We start from the raw sequence: 20,438 nt of genomic DNA on the forward strand, positions 1-20,438 counted from the left end.
ATAAATTTGTTATAATGTTATAAATAGAAATTAATAATTTTTTAATTTCAAGTGATAATAGTATTTTAATATATATTTTTTTCAAATAATCTGTTTATTTTGATAAAAATTGATATTTTTTTGTCAAAAATCATTCATTTTTTAAGTTATGTTTATTTAATGTTGGAAAAATATTTATTTGAATATTTTATCACGAATTCTTACAATTTACAGATTAAAATATGTTTTTACAACTTCTTGTATTAAATAAAATTAGTAAGGGCTATCTAATTGTTTACTTAATATTTTTAATCGTAAGTTTTAAGGACATAGGTTTTTTATATTTTTTTAAAATTTAGGAGGTTTTTAATATGGCTAAACATATGAAAACTATGGACGGTAATACTGCCGCCGCATATGTTTCTTACGCTTTTACTGAAGTTGCCGCTATCTTCCCTATCACTCCGTCTTCTCCAATGGCTGAAGTTGTTGATGAATGGGCTGCTAACGGAATGAAAAATGTGTTCGGACAAACAGTAAAAGTATCTGAACTTCAATCAGAGGCAGGGGCGGCAGGTGCCGTTCACGGTTCTTTATCTACAGGAGCCCTTACTACTACTTATACAGCTTCTCAAGGACTTCTACTCATGATTCCTAATATGTATAAGATTGCCGGGGAACTTCTTCCGGGTGTATTCCATGTATCTGCAAGAGCTTTGGCATCTCATGCACTATCAATATTCGGAGATCACTCAGACGTTATGTCTGCAAGACAAACAGGTTTTGCTATGCTATGTTCCGGCTCTGTCCAAGAAGTTATGGACTTAGGAGGTATAGCTCACCTTGCAGCAATTAAGTCAAAAGTTCCTTTTATGCACTTCTTTGACGGTTTCAGAACTTCACATGAAATACAAAAAATAGAAACTATAGATTTTGAAGATTTGGCAAAATTGGTTGACCAAGAAGCACTTGCTGAATTCAGAGCAAAAGCACTTGACCCTAACCATCCATATACAAAAGGTACAGCACAAAATCCTGATATATTCTTCCAAGCAAGGGAAGCATCAAATGTATTTTATAACGCTGTTCCAAAAATAGTTGCCGATTATATGGTAGAAATATCAAAATTGACAGGCAGAGAATATAAGCCTTTCAACTACTACGGTGCACCTGATGCAACAGATGTAATAGTAGCTATGGGTTCAGTTACTGAAACTATCGAAGAGGTTGTTGACCACTTAAATGCAAACGGTAAAAAAGTCGGTTTGATAAAAGTACATTTATACAGACCTTTCGTTGCCGATTACTTCTTAGATGTTTTACCTAAAACAGTAAAAAGATTAGCTGTTCTTGACAGAACAAAAGAACCGGGAGCCCCGGCAGAACCTCTACATCTTGATGTAGAATCAGTATATTTCGGAAAAGAAAATCGTCCTATGATAATAGGAGGAAGATATGGTCTTGGTTCAAAAGATACTATTCCTACTGATATATTGACAGTATTTGAAAACTTGGAATCAGAAAATCCGAAAAATAACTTCACAGTATCAATCGTAGATGATGTTACAAATCTATCATTGGATGTTAAACATAAATTATCTATTCGTCAAGAAGGCACTATAAGATGTAAATTCTGGGGATTAGGCTCAGACGGTACAGTAGGTGCTAACAAACAAGCTATAAAAATAATAGGTGACCACACAAATAAATATGCACAAGCATATTTCGCATATGACTCCAAAAAATCAGGCGGTGTTACAGTATCTCACCTTAGATTCGGTTCAAAACCTATACGTTCAACATATCTTATAGATGAAGCAGATTTTATAGCATGTCATACTCCTTCATATGTTAAATTATATGATGTAGTAAAAGGATTAAAAGAAGGCGGATCATTCGTACTTAACTGTCCTTGGTCAGATGATCAGTTAGAAGAAGAATTACCGACAGCAATCAAAAAATATATAGCAACAAATAATATCAAGTTCTACACAATAGATGCAAGCAAGATAGCTTTTGAAATAGGACTTGGAACAAGAATAAATATGATAATGCAATCAGCATTCTTCAAATTGGCTGATGTAATACCTTATGACGAAGCAGCAAAATATTTGAAAGACTCAATAGTAAAATCATACGGTAAAAAAGGTCAGGAAATATTGGATATGAACTTCAAAGCTGTTGACCTTGGAGCAAATGCTATACATGAAGTAAAAGTACCTGAATCTTGGGCAGCTCTTGGAAATGAAAAAATAGCAACAAAACAAAACAACGATGCTCCTGATTATATAAAAAATATACTAAGCGTTGTAAATGCGCAGGACGGAGACTCTCTACCTGTATCTACATTTGTAGGATACGAGGACGGTAAAGTGCCGGCAGGTGCTTCAGAATATGAAAAACGCGGTATAGCAACACACGTTCCTCAATGGAAAATAGAAAATTGTATACAATGTAACCAATGTTCATTTGTATGCCCTCATGCCGCTATAAGACCATATCTTTTAGATGAAAATCAAAAAGCAAATGCACCTGAAGGATTCGACACATTAAAAGCAGTAGGAAAAGGTCTTGAAGGTCTTGAATATAGAATACAAGTAAGCCCATACGACTGTACAGGTTGTGGAAACTGCGCCGATGTTTGTCCTGGTAAAAAAGGCGAAAAAGCTCTTGAAATGACTTCATTTGAATCATTAAAAGACGAGTACGGAAAATTATTTGACTATGCACATAAAAACATAGGATATAAAGATGATATACTTGACAGAAACTCACTAAAAGGTAGCCAATTTATGCAACCGCTTCTTGAGTTTTCAGGAGCTTGTGCCGGTTGCGGTGAAACTCCATATGCTAAGCTTGTTACTCAAATGTTTGGTGACAGAATGATAATAGCAAACGCAACAGGTTGTTCATCAATATGGGGAGGTTCAGCTCCTACATCCGTATATACTACAAACTCAAAAGGCAGAGGACCTGCTTGGGCAAACTCATTATTTGAAGATAATGCAGAATACGGATATGGTATGGCTATGGGTGTAAAAGCCATAAGACAAAGAATAGAAAATGAAATGTCACAACTTCTTGAAAAAGATATACCTTCAGATGTAAAAGATGCTCTTAAAGATTGGATAGAAAATAGAGAAGAAGGCGAAAACACATTAAACAGAAAAGAAAAAGTTTTATCAGCTTTAGATAAAATAACAGGCGACGGAAAAGAATTAGCAGGCGCAATTAAAGAAAACAAAGATTATCTTGACAAAAAATCAGTATGGATATTTGGTGGAGACGGTTGGGCATATGACATCGGTTATGGCGGACTTGACCACGTACTCGCAGCAGGCGAAGATGTTAATGTATTAGTATTTGATACAGAAGTTTACTCAAATACAGGTGGACAATCATCAAAATCTACACCGACATCAGCAGTAGCAAAATTTGCTGCATCAGGTAAGAGAGTTAAGAAAAAAGACCTTGGTATGATGGCTGCATCTTATGGTTATGTATATGTTGCACAAGTTGCTCTTGGCGCAGATAAAAACCATCTGTTAAAAGTATTAAAAGAAGCGGAAAGCTATAAAGGACCATCACTTATAATAGCATATGCACCTTGTATAAACCACGGTCTAAAAGAAGGTATGGGCAGAACTATAGCAAACGAAAAACAAGCCGTAGATTGTGGATACTGGCATTTATACAGATACAATCCACTACTTGCTCATGAAGGAAAGAATCCGTTCTCATTAGATTCAAAAGAACCTAAAGAATCTTTCAGAAAATTCATAGACGCACAAGTAAGATACTCATCACTTAAGAGAACATTCCCTGAAATAGCTGAAGAGTTATATGACAAAGCTGAAACAGAATCAAAAGAAAGATATGAAAAATACAAACTTATGGCAGAAAAATGGATGTAAGATAATATTATAATCTTTGAATAACTGTAACTTTAAAAGACCACTGATTTTATCGGTGGTCTTTTTTATACTATTAAAACCTCTATTTTATTGCACAAAAAAAACTGCGAACATCTCGCAGTTTTTTTACTTTTTTAAATATTTAAAAAAATTATTAAACTAATTCTAAGATTGACATAGGTGCGCTATCTCCACGTCTCTCTCCAAGTTTTATTACTCTTGTATATCCACCGTTTCTCTCTTGATATTTAGGTGCTACTTCAGAGAACAATTTTGCTACTACAGCTTCATCAGTTATATAAGCAAGTGCGGCTCTTCTTGCACTAAGATCACCTTTCTTGCCAAGTGTTATCATCTTTTCTACCATTCTTTTTGTTTCTTTTGCTCTTGTTACTGTTGTTGTTATTTTTCCGTATTTTAAAACGTCTGTTGTAAGGTTTCTAAGCATTAGATTTCTATGTGAAGTTTTTCTTCCTAATTTTCTATAATTCGCCATTCTTTCGCCTCCTTCTTATACTATTATATATTAAACGCATATATAAAATATATATTTTTTATCTTATATAGGCATTTAAGAAAAATAGTATCCGTTGTTTTTATTCGTAACTTGATTTTAAAGTAAATCCAAGTTCATGCAATTTTTGTATTACTTCTTCCAGTGATTTTTTACCAAGATTCCTAACTTTCATCATTTCGTCTTCACTCTTGGCTGTGAGTTGCTCTACCGTATTTATATTTGCACGTTTCAAACAGTTGTATGACCTTACGGACAAGTCTAATTCTTCTATTGTCATCTCTAAGGCTTTTTCTTTCACATCTTGTTCTTTTTCTACCATTATTTCCATTGCATTGACACTGTCTGTCAAATCTACAAACATATTGAGATGTTCTACCAATATTTTTGCTGCTACTGAAAGTCCGTCTTTAGGGCTAACTGTTTTGTTAGTCCATATTTCAAGTATCAATTTTTCAAATTCAGGATTTTCAGATACGCTTACTTTTTCTATATAGTAGTTCACTTTTTTTACAGGCGTATATATGGAATCCATTGGAAGTACACCTATAGGCAGTCCTTTTTGTTTATTTGTATCTGCTGATATATAACCTCTACCTTTATTTATATACATCTCCATTTTTAATTCCGCATCTTCTGACAATGTAGCTATGTGTAAGTCTTTGTTGAGTATTTCTACTCCTGCCGGGCAAATTATATCGCCTGCTGTTATCTCACATTCACCTTTTGCTTCTATCCTTATCACTTCTTCTGTATCTGTTTCCATTTGCATAGATAGTTCTTTTAATGTCAGCATGAGTTCAACCACATCTTCCTTTACACCTTTTATAGTTGAAAATTCATGCATTACTTTGTCTATCTTTATTGCTGTAACTGCTACTCCGGGAAGTGAGGATAAAAGTACTCTTCTTAGTGAGTTTCCTACTGTTGTTGCAAAGCCTCTTTCTAATGGTTCCAATACAAACTTTCCATAGTCTTCTTCAAGTGCAAGTATTTCTACTTTCGGTTTTTCTATTCCTAACATGTAGGCCCTCCTTATGGTTTAATTTACTTTTTCCGAGGGAACAACAATTACACTCTTCTTCTCTTTGGTGGTCTGCAACCGTTATGAGGTATAGGTGTAACATCTTTTATCATAGTTACTTCAAGTCCTGCTGCTTGTAATGCTCTTATAGCCGCTTCTCTTCCGGCTCCCGGTCCTTTTACAAAAACGTCAACTGATTTTAATCCATGTTCTATCGCAGCTTTTGTTGCTGTTTCTGCTGCCATTTGCGCTGCAAACGGTGTTGATTTTCTTGAACCTTTGAATCCCAATTGACCTGCACTTGCCCAAGATATAGCATTTCCTTGCACATCTGATAGAGTTATTATTGTGTTGTTAAATGTTGATTGTATATGTGCATGACCTTTTTCTATATTTTTACGTTCTTTTCTTCTCACTCTTGTGACTTTTTTCTTTTGTTGTTTAGCCATTTATCTTTAATACCTCCTTTTATCTATTTTTTCTTACGACCTACTGCTCTTTTCGGACCTTTTCTTGTTCTTGCGTTTGTTTTTGTCTTTTGTCCTCTTACTGGAAGCCCTTTCATATGTCTAAGTCCTCTATAGCATCTTATATCTCTTAATCTTTTTATGTTTAATGAAACTTCTCTTCTTAAATCTCCTTCAACAGTATAGTTTGCATCTATCTCTTTTCTAAGAAGATTTACTTCTTCTTCTGTAAGGTCTTTTATTCTTGTATCTTCACTTATACCTGTTGTAGCAAGTATCTTTGATGAAGTTTTTTTACCTATACCGTATATATATGTTAGTCCTATGATTACCCTTTTATCTCTTGGTAAATCTATTCCGGCAATACGAGCCATAACTCTCCTCCTATTTATTAACCTTGTTTTTGTTTATGTTTTGGGTTTTCGCAAATTATCATTACTTTTCCTTTTCTTTTAATGACTTTGCATTTTTCGCACATTGGTTTTACTGATGGTCTTACTTTCATTTTTCTCCCTCCTTACCTTTGCACTGTTACTTCTTTCTCCAAGTGATTCTTCCTTTTGTCAAATCGTACGGAGACAGCTCAACAGTGACTTTATCTCCAGGTAAAATTCTTATGAAGTTCATTCTGAGTTTTCCTGAAATATGTGCTATTATTTCAAATCCGTTTTCCAATTGTACCTTAAATTTTGCATTAGGTAGTGCATCCGTTATTGTGCCTTCCATTTCTATGACATCACTTTTTGCCATTTAATCCCCCTATTTTATTCTAACAAATTTGCAATTTCTCTCATTATTTTTTTATTTTGACTTTTAATATCTGATGTATTTATCTCGTCTATCACATTAGATACTTTGTTAATTTTTGACAGATGTTTTATTTTTTTCAACTTGGGTTTCTCCAATTTTCTTGATTTTCCATTGACAATTTTTACATAATTATCATCTACTATCTCGTAAATTAAAAAATATTCTCCCTTGTCATGCCCTGCCATACTTCTTACTAATTGTCCTTTTGCTAAATTCATTCTTTTATTCCTTATAAAATAGTTAGTAATTCTGGCTCGCCATCTGTTATTGTAAGTGTATGTTCATAGTGTGCGGCATTTTTGCCATCTAACATTACAGCTGTCCAACCATCTTGTAGTACTTTTACTTTATATGTTCCTATTGCTACCATAGGTTCTACTGCTATCACCATACCCTCTTGCAATCTTGGGCCTCTTCCCGGATTTCCATAATTCGGTATTTGCGGGTCTTCGTGCAATTTTTCTCCTACTCCGTGTCCTACATAATCCCTTATCACAGAAAATCCATTTTTTTCAACATATACCTGAACTGCATGTGATATATCTGAAAGTCTGTTGCCTACAACGGCATTTTTTATACCTTCATAAAAGCTTTGTCTTGTAACTTCAATAAGCTTTTTATCTACTTCCGATATTTTCCCTACAGCATGTGTCTTTGCGCTATCTCCGTGATATCCGTTATAAAATGCACCTATATCAATGCTTATTATATCTCCGTTCTTGAGTACAACATCTTTGGACGGGATTCCATGAACTACTACCGAATTTAATGAGGCACATATACTGCCTTTAAATCCTCCATAGCCTTTAAATGAAGGTATAGCTCCACATTTTCTGATATATTTTTCTGCTAAATAATCAAGCTCATATGTGGTTATTCCTTCTTTTATATGCTCTTTTAACAGCTGATGGGTTTGTGCTACTATCTTTCCCGCATCTCTCAATTTTTGTATCTGCGACTTTGATTTTATTGTTATCATTTATTTCACGCTTTCGACTGCTTTTACTATATCTTCAAAGACTATATTTATGTCTTTTTCTCCTGCAATGTTAACCAAATTGCCTTTTTTGTTATAGTAATCTATTAGAGGTTTGGTATTGTTATTATATACCTCTATTCTATTTTTTATTGTTTCTTCTTTATCGTCATCTCTTTGGAAGAGTTCTCCGTTACAATTATCGCATACATTTTCAACTTTTGATTTGTTAAATGCTATGTGATATGTCGCTCCGCAATCTTTACAAACTCTTCTTCCTGCTGCTCTGTCTATAAGAAGTTTATCATCAACTTCTATATTTACAACATTATCTATTTTTAAATTTCTATTTTCTAAAACTTCGTCAAGTTTTTCAGCTTGAAATATATTTCTTGGAAATCCGTCAAGCAAAAAGCCTTTTTTAGCATCATCTTGCATTATTCTGTCGAATACCAAATCGCAAGTTAATTCATCTGGAACTAATTCACCTTTGTTCATATATTCTTTAGCTTTTTGACCAAGTACAGTATTGTTTTTTATGTTGGCTCTGAATATATCTCCTGTTGAAATATGCGGTATATCAAATTTTTGACATATTTTCGCCGCTTGTGTTCCTTTTCCTGCCCCGGGGGGACCAAGTATTATAAGTTTCATCTTTCCTCACCATATTTCTTGTATGTTATTTTAAAAATCCTTGATAGTGACGCATTACCATTTGAGCTTCTATTTGCTTCATAGTTTCAAGTGCAACTCCGACCACTATTAAAAGCGATGTTCCTCCAAATCTAAACGGTATTGATGTAAACCCTAATATCAAGATTGGTATTGCACTAATTGCCGCCAAGAACAATGCCCCTGCAAGCGTAAGTCTGTTTGATACCTCTTGTAAATACTCAGCTGTGCTTCTTCCCGGTTTTATTCCCGGTATGAAACCTGCTGAATTTTTAAGATTATCTGCTATCTCATCAGGCTTAAATATAATTTCTACATAAAAATATGAAAATCCTACTACGAGCAAGAACTCTAACAGGGCATATACATATAATCCCGGAGGTCCTTGTGTTGAAAAATATTTACTTACAAATGTTTGATATGACAGATTTTTTATGAATATACCTAACAGATTAGGCATCATTAAAAATGATGAGGCAAATATTACCGGTATAACCCCGGCTTGATTTATCTTAATAGGTATATGTGTTGATTGCCCACCATATGTTTTTCTTCCTATAACTCTTTTTGCGTGTTGAACAGGAACTTTTCTTACCGCCTCAAGCACCATTACTACTCCGACTATTATTGCCAAACATAAGGCCATAAACAATAAAAACTCTACTATTGACAGTTCCTTTGTCTGCAATAATTCAAATGTCTTTATAGCTCCTGAAGGTACTCTTGAAACTATACCTGCAAAGATTAAGATTGATATACCGTTACCTATTCCTTTTTCTGTGATTTGTTCACCAAGCCACATCAAAAATGCTGATCCCGCTGTAAGCGTAAGTACAACTGATGCCTGATTTAAAAATGAACTGTCAACCAATGCCGAACGGAAAAAGCCTATCCCAAGTGCTGTTGATTGTAATAATGCAAGTGCTACTGTTGTATATCTTGTTATCTGCATTATTTTTTTTCTTCCTTCTTCTCCTGATTTTTGCATATCTTCAAGAGCAGGAATAGCTACCGCTAAAAGTTGTATTATTATTGATGATGTTACATACGGTCCTACACCTAAAGCAAATATTGTGAAGTTGTTAAGTGCCCCCCCTGAAACCAAATCATAAAAAGAAGAAAACGAACTGTACTGCTGCAACATTTGTCTTATAACTTCTACATTTATTCCGGGTACCGGTATAGCCGAACCTACCCTGAATACAACAAGCATAAGTAACGTATATACTAATTTCTTTTTTAAATCCGGAATTTTAAAGGCATTTTTTAAGGCTGCAAACATTAAATCACCTCAGCCTTTCCTCCCGCAGCTTCTATTTTTTCTATGGCTGACTTTGTGAATTTGTTGGCTTTTATTGTGATTTTTTTGCTGATTTCTCCGCCGCCTAATATTTTAAGTCCATCTTTTTCTATTTTTTTGATAACGCCTGCATCTTTTAATATTTCAGCTGTTATTTCAGCATTATCTTCAAAACCTTCTAATCTGTCTAAATTTATTGTTGTATATCTCTTTTCAAAATCATAATTGTTGAAACCTCTTTTTGGAAGTCTTCTGTAAAGTGGCATCTGTCCACCTTCGAATCCTATTCTTATTCCAACACCTGATCTTGAATGTTGTCCGTCTTGTCCTCTACCTGCTGTTTTCCCGTAGCCGGATGCTGTACCTCTACCTACTCTTTTTCTTTTTCTCACAGCACCTGCATTTGGCTTTAAGTTGTTTAATTCCATCTTTTCACCTCCTGTTATGCTTGTTCTACTTTTAACAAGTGTTTTACTTTTTCTATCATTCCTCTTAATTGAGGTGTATCTTCTTTTATCACACTGTGTTCTCTTTTTCTTAGTCCAAGTGCTTCTACTGTAGCTCTTTGTTTAGGATTTGTTCCTATAACACTTTTAGCTAATGTTATTTTTAAACTTGCCACCTTCAATGCCTCCTATCCCAAAAGTTCTTCTACTTTCTTACCACGAAGCTCTGCAACGTCTTCTATTTTTCTTAGGGAAGCTAAGCCGCTTATTGTCGCATTAACAACGTTTCTCGCATTTTTTGACCCTAAAGATTTTGATCTGACGTCTTTATAACCTGCAAGTTCAAGTATAGCACGAGCTGCTCCACCTGCTATAACTCCTGTTCCCTCTTTTGCCGGCATTATTAAAACTTCTCCTGAACCATATCTACCTTGTATTCTATGTGGTACTGTTGTTCCAACTATAGGTACTGTTATAAGATTCTTTTTAGCTGATTCTACCGCTTTTTTTATAGCATCAGGTACTTCCATTGCTTTTCCTGTACCGTAACCTACGTGTCCGTTACCGTCGCCTACTACTACAAGAGCTGCAAATCTAAAGTTTCTTCCGCCTTTTACAACTTTTGTTACTCTTCTTATCTCAACAACTCTTTCTTCTATTTCAAGTTTTGATGCATCTATTTTTTTGTTTAGCATTCTTTCGCCTCCTTCTTCTTAGAATTTAAGTCCTGCTTGTCTTGCTGATTCAGCAAGTTCTTTTACTCTTCCGTGATACAAGTATCCGCCTCTATCAAATACAACTTCGCTTATTCCTTTTTCGTTTGCTTTTTTTGCTATAAGCTCGCCTACTTTTTTAGCTGCTTCTTTATTCCCTGCATATACTCCGTCTAAGTTTATTTCTTTATCTATTGTTGATGCAGAAACCAATGTTACTCTATTAATATCATCTATTATTTGAACATATATGTTTCTCGCACTTTTAAACACGTTCATTCTTGGTCTTTCAGGTGTTCCTGATATTTTTTTACGAACTCTTTTATGTCTTGCTAATCTGTTTTCGTTTTTATTGACCTTGTTAAACACTTATATTTCACCCCTTTATCTATTTTTTACCTGTTTTTCCTTCTTTTCTTCTTATATGTTCACCGGAATATTTGATACCTTTACCTTTATATGGTTCAGGTTTTCTCCAGTCTCTTATTTTTGATGCATAGTTTCCAACTTGTTGTTTATCTATACCTTTTACTATTATTTCTGTTTGTGACGGTACTTCTACTTCTATACCTTGAGGGTCTTCCATTTCTACCGGGTGTGAAAATCCTAAGCTTAGTGTAAGTTTTTTGCCTTGTTTTGCTGCTCTATATCCTACACCTACTATTTCCAATTTCTTGCTGTATCCTTCTGTTACACCTACTATCATATTGTTTATAAGTGTTCTTGATAATCCGTGTAATGATCTATGCTCTTTATTATCTGATGGTCTTTTTACCAATATCTTTCCATCATTTTGCTCTATTATCATATCTTTAGATATAGCTTGTGATAAACTTCCCTTAGGTCCTTTTACGCTAACTAAATTATGTTCGTCTATATTAACTGTCACGCCAGCTGGCACAGTAATTTCTTTATTTCCTATTCTTGACATCTTTACGCCTCCTTTCTACCAAACGTAGCAGATTACCTCTCCACCTACGCCTTTTTCTCTTGCCTGTCTATCTGTTAAAACACCTTTAGATGTTGATATTATTGATATTCCTATACCGTTATATACTCTTGGAACATTCAATCTGTCTGCATAAACTCTCATTCCGGGTTTTGATATTTTTTTAAGTCCGCTTATTACTCTTTGTCCGTTTCCAGCATATTTTAATTGAATTTTTATCATACCTTGCTTTGAGTCTTCTATAACATCATAGCCTTTTATATATCCTTCTTCAAGCAATATTCTTGCTATTTCTTTTTTCATTTTTGATGCAGGCACTTCAACTGTTTCGTGTTTTACACTGCTTGCATTTCTTATTCTTGTAAGCATATCTGCTATTGGATCTGTCATTGACATTAATTTTTACCTCCTTTGCCGTATATTATCTTACCAAGACGCTTTTCTTACGCCAGGTATTTGACCTTTGTATGCTAAGTTTCTAAAACATATACGGCATATTCCGTATTTTTTAAGAACTGCGTGTGGTCTTCCGCATATTGTGCATCTTGTATATTCACGAGTTTTATATTTTTGCTCTCTTTGTTGCTTTATAACCATAGCTTTTCTTGCCACGTTTTCTTCCTCCTTAATTATTTTGCAAAAGGCATTCCCATCAAGTTTAATAATTCTCTTGCTTCTTCATCACTTTTAGCTGTTGTTACGAAAATTATATCCATACCTCTTGTTTTATCGACTTTATCAAATTCTATTTCGGGGAATATTAGCTGTTCTTTTATTCCAAGTGCATAGTTTCCTCTTCCATCAAATGAGTTCTTATTTACTCCTTTGAAGTCCCTAACTCTTGGTAATGATATGTTGAATAGTTTGTCTACAAAGTAATACATCTTATCTCCTCTAAGTGTAACCTTTGTTCCTATTGGCATACCTTCTCTTATTTTGAAGTTGGCAACTGATTTTTTTGATTTTGTTACTACAGGTTTTTGTCCTGTTATTGCCTCTAACTCACTAACAGCAGAGTCTAACAATTTTGAGTTATCCTTTGCTTCTCCAACGCCCATATTTATAACTACTTTTTCAAGCTTTGGCACTTCCATTATATTTTTATAACCGAATTTTTCGATTAGACCTTTTACAACTTCATTTTTATATTTGTCAAGTAATCTTGTTGACATTAATTCTTCCCTCCTTTGCTATTATATTTCTTCTCCTGTTTTTTTGGATATTCTGACTTTTTTTCCGTTTTCTAATATCTTATATCCTACTCTTACGCCTTTTCCTGCTTTTGCATCATAGTACATAACATTTGATACATGTATAGGCATTTCTTTTTTTATTATTCCGCCTTGTGGATTTAATTTGTTAGGTTTTTGGCTTTTTGTTGCTATATTTACGCCTTCAACCAATACTTTTTCTTTTGACGGATATGCTTCAAGCACTTTTCCTTTTTTACCTTTATCTTTTCCGGCTATTACTACAACTGTATCTCCACTTTTTATACGCACTTTTACACCTCCTAATTATAGAACTTCAGGAGCAAGAGATATTATCTTCATAAATTGTTTATCTCTAAGCTCTCTTGCTACCGGTCCAAATATTCTTGTTCCAGTAGGTGTCTTATCATCTTTTATTATTACGGCTGCATTTTCGTCAAATTGAACATAACTTCCATCTTTTCTTTTTAAGGCTGATTTTGTTCTAACTATTACAGCTTTTACTACTTTACCCTTTTTTACAACGCCACCTGGTGTTGCAGATTTTACGGAAGCAACTATTATATCGCCTATTCCTGCTATCTTTCTATTTGAACCGCCAAGAACTCTTATGCAAAGTAATTCTTTTGCACCTGAATTGTCAGCTACTTTTAGTCTTGTTTCTTGCTGAATCATCTTAACCTCCTATACTATTGGGCAGCTTTTTCCAATATTTGTACTACTTCCCATCTTTTTTCTCTTGATAGTGGTCTTGTTTCGCCTATTCTTACTTTATCTCCTATTTTACAAGCATTTTGCTCATCGTGAGCCTTAAATTTCTTTGTTCTTTTTACTGCTTTTGAGTATAAAGGATGACGAATCAATTCTACTATTGAAACTACTACGGTTTTGTCCATTTTATCAGATGTAACATAACCTATTCTAAATTTTCTGGATTTTTTCTTTTCCATCATATTCTTCCTTTCATACTAAGCTTGAGTTTGTTTTTCTGTTATTATTGTATTTATTCTCGCTATGTCTTTTTTGACATTTCTTATTTGCATAGGGTTTTCTAGCTGTCCTGTCGCTAATTGAAAACGTAGATTAAATAACTCTCTTTTTTGGCTTAGTAATTTATCTCTTAAATCTTGGATATTCATATCTCTTAGTTCATTAGCTTTCAACAACTTCACCACCTTCTACCTCTTTTTTAACAAATTTGCATTTTATTGGAAGTTTATGCATAGCAAGTCTCATCGCTTCTCTTGCTTTTTCTTCAGTTACTCCACTCATTTCAAACATTATTCTTCCAGGTTTTACAACTGCTACCCAATATTCAGGTGAACCTTTACCGGCACCCATTCTTGTTTCAGCCGGTTTTTGTGTTACAGGTTTGTGTGGGAATATTTTTATCCACACCTTACCACCTCTTTTTACTGATCTGTTTATAGCTATACGGGCAGCTTCTATTTGGTTTGATGTTATCCAAGCAGGTTCTAATGCTTGAAGTCCATATTCTCCATATGTTATAGTATTGCCTTTGTTGGCTTTACCTGTCATTTTTCCTCTGTGAACTCTACGACGTTTCACTCTTTTTGGCATTAACATTTATGTGTCCTCCTTTCAGCAATCATTTATCTATCTTGGTTTCTTCCTTGAGTTCTATTTCCTTGTTTTCTTTCATTGTTAAAATTTCTTTTTCTGTTAGGGTTAAATTCTCCATTATTGTTTCTTCTTTTTTTCTTCTTGTCGTCTTTAACTCCCATTAGACTGTCTAAGTCTCTTTTTTCACCGTTTCTATCTTTTAGGATTTCGCCTTTGCATATCCATACTTTTACGCCCAATTTTCCGTAAGTTGTATCAGCTTCTGCAAATCCATAATCTATATCGGCTCTTAATGTGTGTAGTGGCACTACTCCTTCAGCATATCCTTCAGTTCTTGCCATTTCGGCTCCACCAAGTCTTCCTGAAGTAGCAACTTTTATACCTTTTACTCCTCTTGTACGCATTGTTCTTTGCATAGCTTGTTTCATTGCACGTCTAAAAGCTATACGTCTTTCCAATGATTGCGCTATTTTTACTGCAACCAATTGTGCATCTGCGTCAGGATTTTTAATTTCTTCTATATTTATAAATACATTTTTACCTGTAAATTTCTCAACAGCAACTTTAAGTTCTTCTATACCTTGGCCGCCTTTTCCGATTACCATTCCGGGTTTTGCTGTAAATATATTTAATTTTAATTTATCTCCGACTCTTTCTATTTCAACTTTTGAAAGGTCAGCTTGGTTTAATTGTTTTGCCAAAAACTTTCTAACTTCATGGTCTTCTTTTATAAAAGATGCTATCTTATCTTTACCTGCAAACCATCTTGAGTCCCAATTTTTATTGATTCCGACTCTAAGTCCGTGTGGGCTAACTTTTTGACCCATTTATTTCCCTCCCGATTCCTAATTTCTCTCTTGTACAAAAACTTCTATATGACTTGTTCTTTTTCTTATTGATGTTGCTCTACCTTGAGCTCTTGGCATGAACCTTTTTAGTGTAGGTCCTTGATTTGCCCATATTTTTGATATATATAATTTTTTAGGTTCCATATTAAAGTTATTCTCTGCATTTGCAGCAGCCGATTTTACCACTTTAGAAATTATTTGTGCACTGCTGTTTGGTAGGAATTTTAATATAGCTATAGCTTCGTCAACGCTTTTGCCTCTTACTAAATCACAGATTTTTCCTGCTTTTCTTGGAGAAGTTCTAACGAATTTTGCTATCGCTCTTACTTCTTTAGCTATTGCTACTTTCTCTTTAGAATCTGCCATTTCGTTCTCCTTTCTAAAATATCTTATATATGTCTTAGACTTATTTTTTATTTTGTTTTTGATGATCTGTCATCATCTTTATGTCCTTTAAATGTTCTTGTTGGTACAAATTCTCCCAATTTATGTCCTACCATATCCTCTGTTATATATATAGGCACATGTTTTCTGCCATCATGTATAGCAAGTGTGTGTCCTATAAAGTCAGGATATATAGTAGATGATCTTGACCAAACTTTGATTACTTGTTTATCTCCTGTTTCGTTCATTTTTAGGATTTTCTTGTATAGTCCTTCGTGAACGAAAGCACCTTTTTTTGATGATCTACTCATTTTTACCTCCGTTTAGACTATTTTCTTCTTGTTACTATCATTTTATTAGAAAGTTTCTTTTTATTTCTTGTCTTATATCCAAGTGCAGGTTTACCCCAAGGTGTTACCGGTGATGGTCTACCTATAGGTGAACGTCCTTCTCCACCGCCGTGAGGGTGGTCATTAGGGTTCATTACGGAACCTCTTACTGTAGGTCTGATACCCATATGTCTTTTTCTTCCCGCTTTACCTATTGTAACATTTTCTTTTTCCAAGTTACCCACTTGACCTATTGTAGCTTTACATTCGGCATTTACATATCTCATTTCGCCTGAAGGTAATCTTAAAAGTACGTTTTTGCCTTCTTTAGCCATAAGTTGTGCTGAATTCCCTGCGCTTCTTACTAATTGTCCGCCTTTTCCAGTTTTTAATTCTATGTTATGAATTATAGTACCAACAGGCATATCTTTCATTTTTAGGCAGTTACCTATTTTTATATCTGAGCCTTCTCCAGAATATAATATATCTCCAACTTTTAATCCGTTAGGTGCCAATATATATCTCTTTTCTCCATCTCTGTAATGAAGTAAAGCTATATTAGCTGTTCTGTTAGGATCATATTCTATACCTGCAACTTTTGCCGGTATACCGTCTTTATCTCTTTTGAAGTCTATTATTCTATATTTTCTTTTTTCTCCGCCACCTTTATGTCTTACAGTTATCTTTCCTTGTGAGTTTCTTCCTGCGTGTTTTTTAAGACTTGTAAGCAATGACTTTTCCGGTGAAAATTTTGTAATTTCTTCTGAAATTACCACTGTCATATGTCTTCTTGACGGAGTAGTTGGTTTAAATTTCTTTATAGCCATTTTCTCTCACTCCTTTTTTATTATGCGCCAAAGATTTCTATATCTTTACTGTCAGCTGTTAGTTTTACTATAGCTTTTTTAAATGATGCAGTTTTCCCTACATTTCTTCCTACTCTTTTTTCTTTGCCGTCATAATTCATAGTATTTACTTTTTCTACTTTTACTTCAAATATTTCTTCTATAGCTCTTTTCACTTGTGATTTGTTAGCTTTTTTATCTACTATAAAAGTATATTTCTTCTCTGATGCCTGCTCCATACTTCTTTCAGATATAACAGGTCTTTTTATTATATCGTATGATAACATTATGCAAACACCTCCTGAGTTCTAATAACAGCATCTTTTGTCATTACTAAAACTTCATGATTTATTATGTCATATGTGTTAATAACATCAGCAAATGCTACTGACACTCCATATATATTTCTTCCTGATCTAACAACATTTTGATCATTTTGTTTTGTAACAAAAAGTGCTTTTTTCCCATCTATTTTAAGATTTTTCATAGTTTGTGCAAAAACTTTAGTTTTAGGTTCATTCATTGTTAACTCATTTAAAACTATAAGTTTTTGATTGTTCACTTTATCAGTCAACACGCTCTTTAAAGCTATTCTCTTAACTTTTTTATTTATTTTATAACTGTAATCTCTTGGTTTTGGCGCAAACACTACTCCACCGCCTATCCATTGTGGTGATCTTGTGCTACCTTGTCTTGCTCTACCTGTACCTTTTTGTCTCCAAGGTTTTTTTCCTCCGCCTCTAACTTCCGCTCTTGTTTTAGCAGATTGAGTGCCTTGTCTTCTGTTAGCAAGATGATTTTTTACAGTTTCATAAACGCAATGTTCATTTATTTCAACAGCAAATATTTCTTCTGATATTTCCATTTGCTCTACTACATTTCCATTTATATCAAGTACATCTATTTTTGGCATTATTTACTCCTCCTTTCACCTGATATTATTTATTTATATGATTCTTTCAGTACAACTAAGCCTTTTTTAGGACCCGGAACTGAACCTTTTACAAGAACCAAATTATTTTCTTTATCTACTAAAACAACTTCAAGATTTTTGATAGTTACTCTCTCAAATCCCATATGTCCGGCAAGTTTTTTACCTTTAAACACTCTTGAAGGATCTGAACACATACCCATTGAACCAGGTCCTCTGTGATAGTGTGAACCGTGAGTTTCAGGGCCTCTTGATTGTCCATGTCTTTTTATAGGACCTTGGAATCCCTTACCCTTAGATGTTGCAACAGCATCAACTTTATCTCCTACAGAAAATACATCTACGTTTATTTCTTGCGCAAGTTTAAAATCAGCTATGTTGCTTACCTTAAATTCTCTAAGCGTTCTTTTGCTTCCGATTCCAGCCTTTTTAAAATGTCCTTTTAGCGGTTTGTTCACATTCTTTTCTTTTATTTCTCCAAAACCGCATTGAACAGCTTCATATCCATCATTCTCTTTTGTTTTGATTTGAGTTACTATCATCGGTCCTGCTTCAATTACTGTTACAGGAACTAATCTTCCGTCTTCAGCGAAGATTTGAGTCATTCCCAATTTTTTTCCCATTATTGCTTTCATTAAATTACTACACCTCCATGTACTTACAGCGGATTGCTATGCAATCATCCTAAGGACAAGGCTATACCTTCGCTATTAAATTATTTTTTGATTTCAATTTCGATACCAGCCGGTAAGTCAAGTCTTATTAAAGAATCAACTGTTTTTGAGCTCGGCTCTAAAATATCAATAAGTCTTTTGTGAGTTCTCACTTCAAATTGTTCTCTTGAATCTTTATACTTATGAGTAGCTCTTATTATAGTTATGATTTCTTTTTTTGTAGGTAGTGGTACAGGTCCGCTTACAGTAGCACCTGTAGACTTAGCTATTTCTACTATTTTTTGAGCTGCCATATCAAGTATTGAATGGTCATAAGACTTTAATTTGATTCTAATCTTTTGCTTGTTTGACATTTTAAAAATTTACCTCCTATCGTACTTTTTGTACGACCGCCATTTATTTTTCAAAGCTCACAGCCAAACCTTCACTTTGTAAACGCCGCCGTGTGTTTCGCTTTTGCTTTTATAAAAAAATGGCTTTGTCGCAACATTCACAGATGTTTACTTGCTCCACAAAAATATCCTCGTAAATCGGGCAACCTTTTGCTTCATAGCCACTTGAGCATTAAAAATAATACTCTAAAAACATACTGATAAATTATACAATAAGTAATTATAAAAAGCAAGCATTTTTTTAAAAATATTTCTGATTTTAAAAACGAAAAAATATAATACATATCACTTGCATTAATTCGCAAAAAATGTTATAATAATCGCCAGTTGTTTGCAATAATTTTTTTATTAAAAATTTTATTGTTTAAACTGTAATTTCAACATAAAAAAGAAAGGATTAACATTTATGAAAAAAAATTTCAAAAAAATATTAGGTTTAGTAATAGCAACTTCTATGCTATTTGTAGGTTGTTCTTCAAATAATGCAAATAACACCGAGCAAAAAAAAGAAGGAGAAACAAAATTAAAAATAGTTACAAGTATGTATCCTATGTATGACTTTACAAAAAAAATAGCAGGTGATAAAGCTGATGTAGAAAACCTAATACCTGCCGGGGTCGAAGCTCACGGTTGGGAGCCTTCAGCAACCGATATTACCAAACTTGAAGATGCTGATATGCTTGTATACAATGGCGCCGGAATGGAAGGTTGGGTAGAAAAAGTTACAGATTCTCTTTCAAATAAAAATCTTTCATTAGTAGAAGCGTCAAAAGGAGCAGAACTTATAAAAAATGAAGAGCATGATGAAGACGAAGAGCACGAACACGAAGAAGGCGAACACGAAGAACATCATCACCATCACGGAGAATTTGACCCTCACGTATGGATTAGTATAAAGAATGCAAAAAAAGAAATGGAAAACATAAAAGACGCTTTGGTGCAAGCTGACGAAAAAAACAAAGCTTATTATGAAGAAAATTATAAAAAATACTCAGAAGAATTTGACAAATTAGATATGCAATTCGAAGAAACACTTAAACCTTATGCAGGCAAAAGTATAGTAGTAGCCCACGAAGCTTTTGCATATCTATGCAGAGATTACGGTATAAATCAACTTGGCATAGAAGGAGTTTACGAAGATTCAGAACCGGATCCTGCAAGAATGAAAGAGATCATAGAATTCGTAAAAGAAAACAATGTTAAAACTATATTCTTTGAAACACTTGCAACACCTGAAGTATCAGAAACAATAGCAAAAGAAACGGGGGCAAATACAGACGTCCTCAATCCTATAGAAGGTTTAACACAAGAAGAATTAGATGCAAATAAAGATTATCTTTCAATAATGCAAGACAACCTGAAAGCAATAGAAAACGCATTAAAATAGTATATAAAGTGGGGCTGTTGCTATGATTTTCATCATTATGCAACAGCCCCTTCTTTACACAATAACTGCAAATGCCTCTTAAGTCTGCA

33 protein-coding genes are annotated in these 20,438 nt (G+C 34.0%); 2 read left to right on the forward strand and 31 right to left on the reverse strand.

The annotated features are described in order from the left end of the window. Nucleotides 1–350: 350 nt before the first annotated feature. On the forward strand, nucleotides 351–3,893 hold the full coding sequence (nifJ, locus tag HMPREF9629_RS00555; protein WP_009524353.1) for a pyruvate:ferredoxin (flavodoxin) oxidoreductase: 3,543 nt from the start codon (nucleotides 351–353) through the stop codon (nucleotides 3,891–3,893). Between the two features lie 154 nt (nucleotides 3,894–4,047). On the opposite strand, the gene rplQ is transcribed toward nifJ, so the two are convergent. The 31 genes from rplQ to rpsJ all read right to left on the reverse strand — a co-directional run bounded on the left by rplQ (nucleotide 4,048) and on the right by rpsJ (nucleotide 18,923). Beyond that, nucleotides 4,048–4,389 carry a 50S ribosomal protein L17 gene (gene rplQ, locus HMPREF9629_RS00560; RefSeq protein WP_009524354.1) on the reverse strand — a complete coding sequence of 114 codons (342 nt, stop codon included), beginning with the start codon at nucleotides 4,387–4,389 and terminating at the stop codon, nucleotides 4,048–4,050. Nucleotides 4,390–4,489: 100 nt separating this feature from the next. Then, the gene (locus HMPREF9629_RS00565; protein WP_009524355.1) at nucleotides 4,490–5,431 is read right to left on the reverse strand and encodes a DNA-directed RNA polymerase subunit alpha; all 942 of its coding nucleotides are present in this window, start codon (nucleotides 5,429–5,431) and stop codon (nucleotides 4,490–4,492) included. Between the two features lie 47 nt (nucleotides 5,432–5,478). Beyond that, entirely contained in the window at nucleotides 5,479–5,880 is a 402-nt protein-coding gene (gene rpsK / locus HMPREF9629_RS00570; protein ID WP_009524356.1) for a 30S ribosomal protein S11, read from the reverse strand. Between the two features lie 23 nt (nucleotides 5,881–5,903). Beyond that, nucleotides 5,904–6,272 carry a 30S ribosomal protein S13 gene (rpsM, locus tag HMPREF9629_RS00575; RefSeq protein WP_009524357.1) on the reverse strand — a complete coding sequence of 123 codons (369 nt, stop codon included), beginning with the start codon at nucleotides 6,270–6,272 and terminating at the stop codon, nucleotides 5,904–5,906. Between the two features lie 17 nt (nucleotides 6,273–6,289). Next, nucleotides 6,290–6,403, reverse strand: coding sequence for a 50S ribosomal protein L36 (gene rpmJ / locus HMPREF9629_RS00580; protein ID WP_009524358.1), 114 nt, complete (start codon nucleotides 6,401–6,403; stop codon nucleotides 6,290–6,292). Nucleotides 6,404–6,429: 26 nt separating this feature from the next. Next, nucleotides 6,430–6,648, reverse strand: coding sequence for a translation initiation factor IF-1 (gene infA, locus HMPREF9629_RS00585; protein ID WP_009524359.1), 219 nt, complete (start codon nucleotides 6,646–6,648; stop codon nucleotides 6,430–6,432). A gap of 14 nt (nucleotides 6,649–6,662) precedes the next feature. Next, on the reverse strand, nucleotides 6,663–6,926 hold the full coding sequence (locus HMPREF9629_RS00590) for a KOW domain-containing RNA-binding protein (RefSeq protein WP_009524360.1): 264 nt from the start codon (nucleotides 6,924–6,926) through the stop codon (nucleotides 6,663–6,665). An 11-nt stretch (nucleotides 6,927–6,937) separates the two neighbouring features. Then, nucleotides 6,938–7,687, reverse strand: coding sequence for a type I methionyl aminopeptidase (gene map / locus HMPREF9629_RS00595; protein WP_009524361.1), 750 nt, complete (start codon nucleotides 7,685–7,687; stop codon nucleotides 6,938–6,940). Further along, a complete protein-coding gene (locus HMPREF9629_RS00600) occupies nucleotides 7,688–8,338 on the reverse strand; it encodes an adenylate kinase (protein WP_009524362.1) in 651 nt (216 codons plus the stop codon). A gap of 25 nt (nucleotides 8,339–8,363) precedes the next feature. Next, a complete protein-coding gene (gene secY, locus HMPREF9629_RS00605; protein WP_009524363.1) occupies nucleotides 8,364–9,638 on the reverse strand; it encodes a preprotein translocase subunit SecY in 1,275 nt (424 codons plus the stop codon). Further along, nucleotides 9,638–10,084 carry a 50S ribosomal protein L15 gene (gene rplO / locus HMPREF9629_RS00610; RefSeq protein ID WP_009524364.1) on the reverse strand — a complete coding sequence of 149 codons (447 nt, stop codon included), beginning with the start codon at nucleotides 10,082–10,084 and terminating at the stop codon, nucleotides 9,638–9,640. Before rplO ends, secY begins: the two co-directional genes overlap by 1 nt. Nucleotides 10,085–10,098: 14 nt before the next feature. Then, nucleotides 10,099–10,278, reverse strand: a complete 180-nt coding sequence (gene rpmD, locus HMPREF9629_RS00615; protein ID WP_009524365.1) for a 50S ribosomal protein L30 — start codon at nucleotides 10,276–10,278, stop codon at nucleotides 10,099–10,101. A 12-nt stretch (nucleotides 10,279–10,290) separates the two neighbouring features. Beyond that, nucleotides 10,291–10,797 carry a 30S ribosomal protein S5 gene (rpsE, locus tag HMPREF9629_RS00620; protein ID WP_009524366.1) on the reverse strand — a complete coding sequence of 169 codons (507 nt, stop codon included), beginning with the start codon at nucleotides 10,795–10,797 and terminating at the stop codon, nucleotides 10,291–10,293. A gap of 18 nt (nucleotides 10,798–10,815) precedes the next feature. Next, a complete protein-coding gene (gene rplR / locus HMPREF9629_RS00625) occupies nucleotides 10,816–11,184 on the reverse strand; it encodes a 50S ribosomal protein L18 (protein WP_009524367.1) in 369 nt (122 codons plus the stop codon). Nucleotides 11,185–11,203: 19 nt separating this feature from the next. Further along, entirely contained in the window at nucleotides 11,204–11,746 is a 543-nt protein-coding gene (rplF, locus tag HMPREF9629_RS00630; RefSeq protein WP_009524368.1) for a 50S ribosomal protein L6, read from the reverse strand. 15 nt (nucleotides 11,747–11,761) lie between these two features. Beyond that, the gene (gene rpsH / locus HMPREF9629_RS00635; RefSeq protein ID WP_009524369.1) at nucleotides 11,762–12,160 is read right to left on the reverse strand and encodes a 30S ribosomal protein S8; all 399 of its coding nucleotides are present in this window, start codon (nucleotides 12,158–12,160) and stop codon (nucleotides 11,762–11,764) included. 30 nt (nucleotides 12,161–12,190) lie between these two features. After that, entirely contained in the window at nucleotides 12,191–12,376 is a 186-nt protein-coding gene (locus HMPREF9629_RS00640; protein ID WP_009524370.1) for a type Z 30S ribosomal protein S14, read from the reverse strand. 17 nt (nucleotides 12,377–12,393) lie between these two features. Then, nucleotides 12,394–12,936, reverse strand: a complete 543-nt coding sequence (gene rplE, locus HMPREF9629_RS00645) for a 50S ribosomal protein L5 (protein WP_009524371.1) — start codon at nucleotides 12,934–12,936, stop codon at nucleotides 12,394–12,396. 21 nt (nucleotides 12,937–12,957) lie between these two features. Further along, nucleotides 12,958–13,266, reverse strand: coding sequence for a 50S ribosomal protein L24 (gene rplX, locus HMPREF9629_RS00650; protein WP_009524372.1), 309 nt, complete (start codon nucleotides 13,264–13,266; stop codon nucleotides 12,958–12,960). A 15-nt stretch (nucleotides 13,267–13,281) separates the two neighbouring features. Further along, a complete protein-coding gene (rplN, locus tag HMPREF9629_RS00655) occupies nucleotides 13,282–13,650 on the reverse strand; it encodes a 50S ribosomal protein L14 (protein WP_009524373.1) in 369 nt (122 codons plus the stop codon). A gap of 14 nt (nucleotides 13,651–13,664) precedes the next feature. Continuing rightward, on the reverse strand, nucleotides 13,665–13,928 hold the full coding sequence (rpsQ, locus tag HMPREF9629_RS00660; protein WP_009524374.1) for a 30S ribosomal protein S17: 264 nt from the start codon (nucleotides 13,926–13,928) through the stop codon (nucleotides 13,665–13,667). Nucleotides 13,929–13,943: 15 nt separating this feature from the next. After that, a complete protein-coding gene (rpmC, locus tag HMPREF9629_RS00665; RefSeq protein ID WP_009530686.1) occupies nucleotides 13,944–14,138 on the reverse strand; it encodes a 50S ribosomal protein L29 in 195 nt (64 codons plus the stop codon). After that, entirely contained in the window at nucleotides 14,128–14,562 is a 435-nt protein-coding gene (gene rplP / locus HMPREF9629_RS00670) for a 50S ribosomal protein L16 (protein ID WP_009524376.1), read from the reverse strand. The genes rpmC and rplP overlap by 11 nt, the downstream gene beginning before the upstream one ends. A 26-nt stretch (nucleotides 14,563–14,588) precedes the next feature. Next, nucleotides 14,589–15,386, reverse strand: coding sequence for a 30S ribosomal protein S3 (gene rpsC / locus HMPREF9629_RS00675; RefSeq protein ID WP_009524377.1), 798 nt, complete (start codon nucleotides 15,384–15,386; stop codon nucleotides 14,589–14,591). An 18-nt stretch (nucleotides 15,387–15,404) separates the two neighbouring features. Beyond that, the gene (rplV, locus tag HMPREF9629_RS00680) at nucleotides 15,405–15,773 is read right to left on the reverse strand and encodes a 50S ribosomal protein L22 (protein WP_009524378.1); all 369 of its coding nucleotides are present in this window, start codon (nucleotides 15,771–15,773) and stop codon (nucleotides 15,405–15,407) included. 47 nt (nucleotides 15,774–15,820) lie between these two features. Continuing rightward, the gene (gene rpsS / locus HMPREF9629_RS00685) at nucleotides 15,821–16,102 is read right to left on the reverse strand and encodes a 30S ribosomal protein S19 (RefSeq protein ID WP_009524379.1); all 282 of its coding nucleotides are present in this window, start codon (nucleotides 16,100–16,102) and stop codon (nucleotides 15,821–15,823) included. A gap of 17 nt (nucleotides 16,103–16,119) precedes the next feature. Next, a complete protein-coding gene (gene rplB / locus HMPREF9629_RS00690) occupies nucleotides 16,120–16,947 on the reverse strand; it encodes a 50S ribosomal protein L2 (RefSeq protein WP_009524380.1) in 828 nt (275 codons plus the stop codon). A 20-nt stretch (nucleotides 16,948–16,967) separates the two neighbouring features. Further along, nucleotides 16,968–17,252, reverse strand: a complete 285-nt coding sequence (gene rplW, locus HMPREF9629_RS00695) for a 50S ribosomal protein L23 (protein WP_009524381.1) — start codon at nucleotides 17,250–17,252, stop codon at nucleotides 16,968–16,970. Continuing rightward, nucleotides 17,252–17,878 carry a 50S ribosomal protein L4 gene (rplD, locus tag HMPREF9629_RS00700; RefSeq protein ID WP_009524382.1) on the reverse strand — a complete coding sequence of 209 codons (627 nt, stop codon included), beginning with the start codon at nucleotides 17,876–17,878 and terminating at the stop codon, nucleotides 17,252–17,254. The genes rplW and rplD overlap by 1 nt, the downstream gene beginning before the upstream one ends. Nucleotides 17,879–17,907: 29 nt before the next feature. Then, on the reverse strand, nucleotides 17,908–18,531 hold the full coding sequence (rplC, locus tag HMPREF9629_RS00705; RefSeq protein WP_009524383.1) for a 50S ribosomal protein L3: 624 nt from the start codon (nucleotides 18,529–18,531) through the stop codon (nucleotides 17,908–17,910). An 80-nt stretch (nucleotides 18,532–18,611) separates the two neighbouring features. Beyond that, nucleotides 18,612–18,923 (reverse strand): 30S ribosomal protein S10, encoded by a 312-nt coding sequence (gene rpsJ / locus HMPREF9629_RS00710; protein WP_009524384.1) that lies wholly within the window; start codon nucleotides 18,921–18,923, stop codon nucleotides 18,612–18,614. A 445-nt stretch (nucleotides 18,924–19,368) separates the two neighbouring features. Here rpsJ and HMPREF9629_RS00715 point away from each other — a divergent pair, with 445 nt between their 5' ends. Further along, on the forward strand, nucleotides 19,369–20,349 hold the full coding sequence (locus tag HMPREF9629_RS00715) for a metal ABC transporter substrate-binding protein (protein WP_009524385.1): 981 nt from the start codon (nucleotides 19,369–19,371) through the stop codon (nucleotides 20,347–20,349). Nucleotides 20,350–20,438: the final 89 nt, after the last annotated feature.

It is taken from the genome of Peptoanaerobacter stomatis, assembly GCF_000238115.1.
In the GTDB taxonomy this organism is placed as follows: domain Bacteria; phylum Bacillota; class Clostridia; order Peptostreptococcales; family Filifactoraceae; genus Peptoanaerobacter; species Peptoanaerobacter stomatis.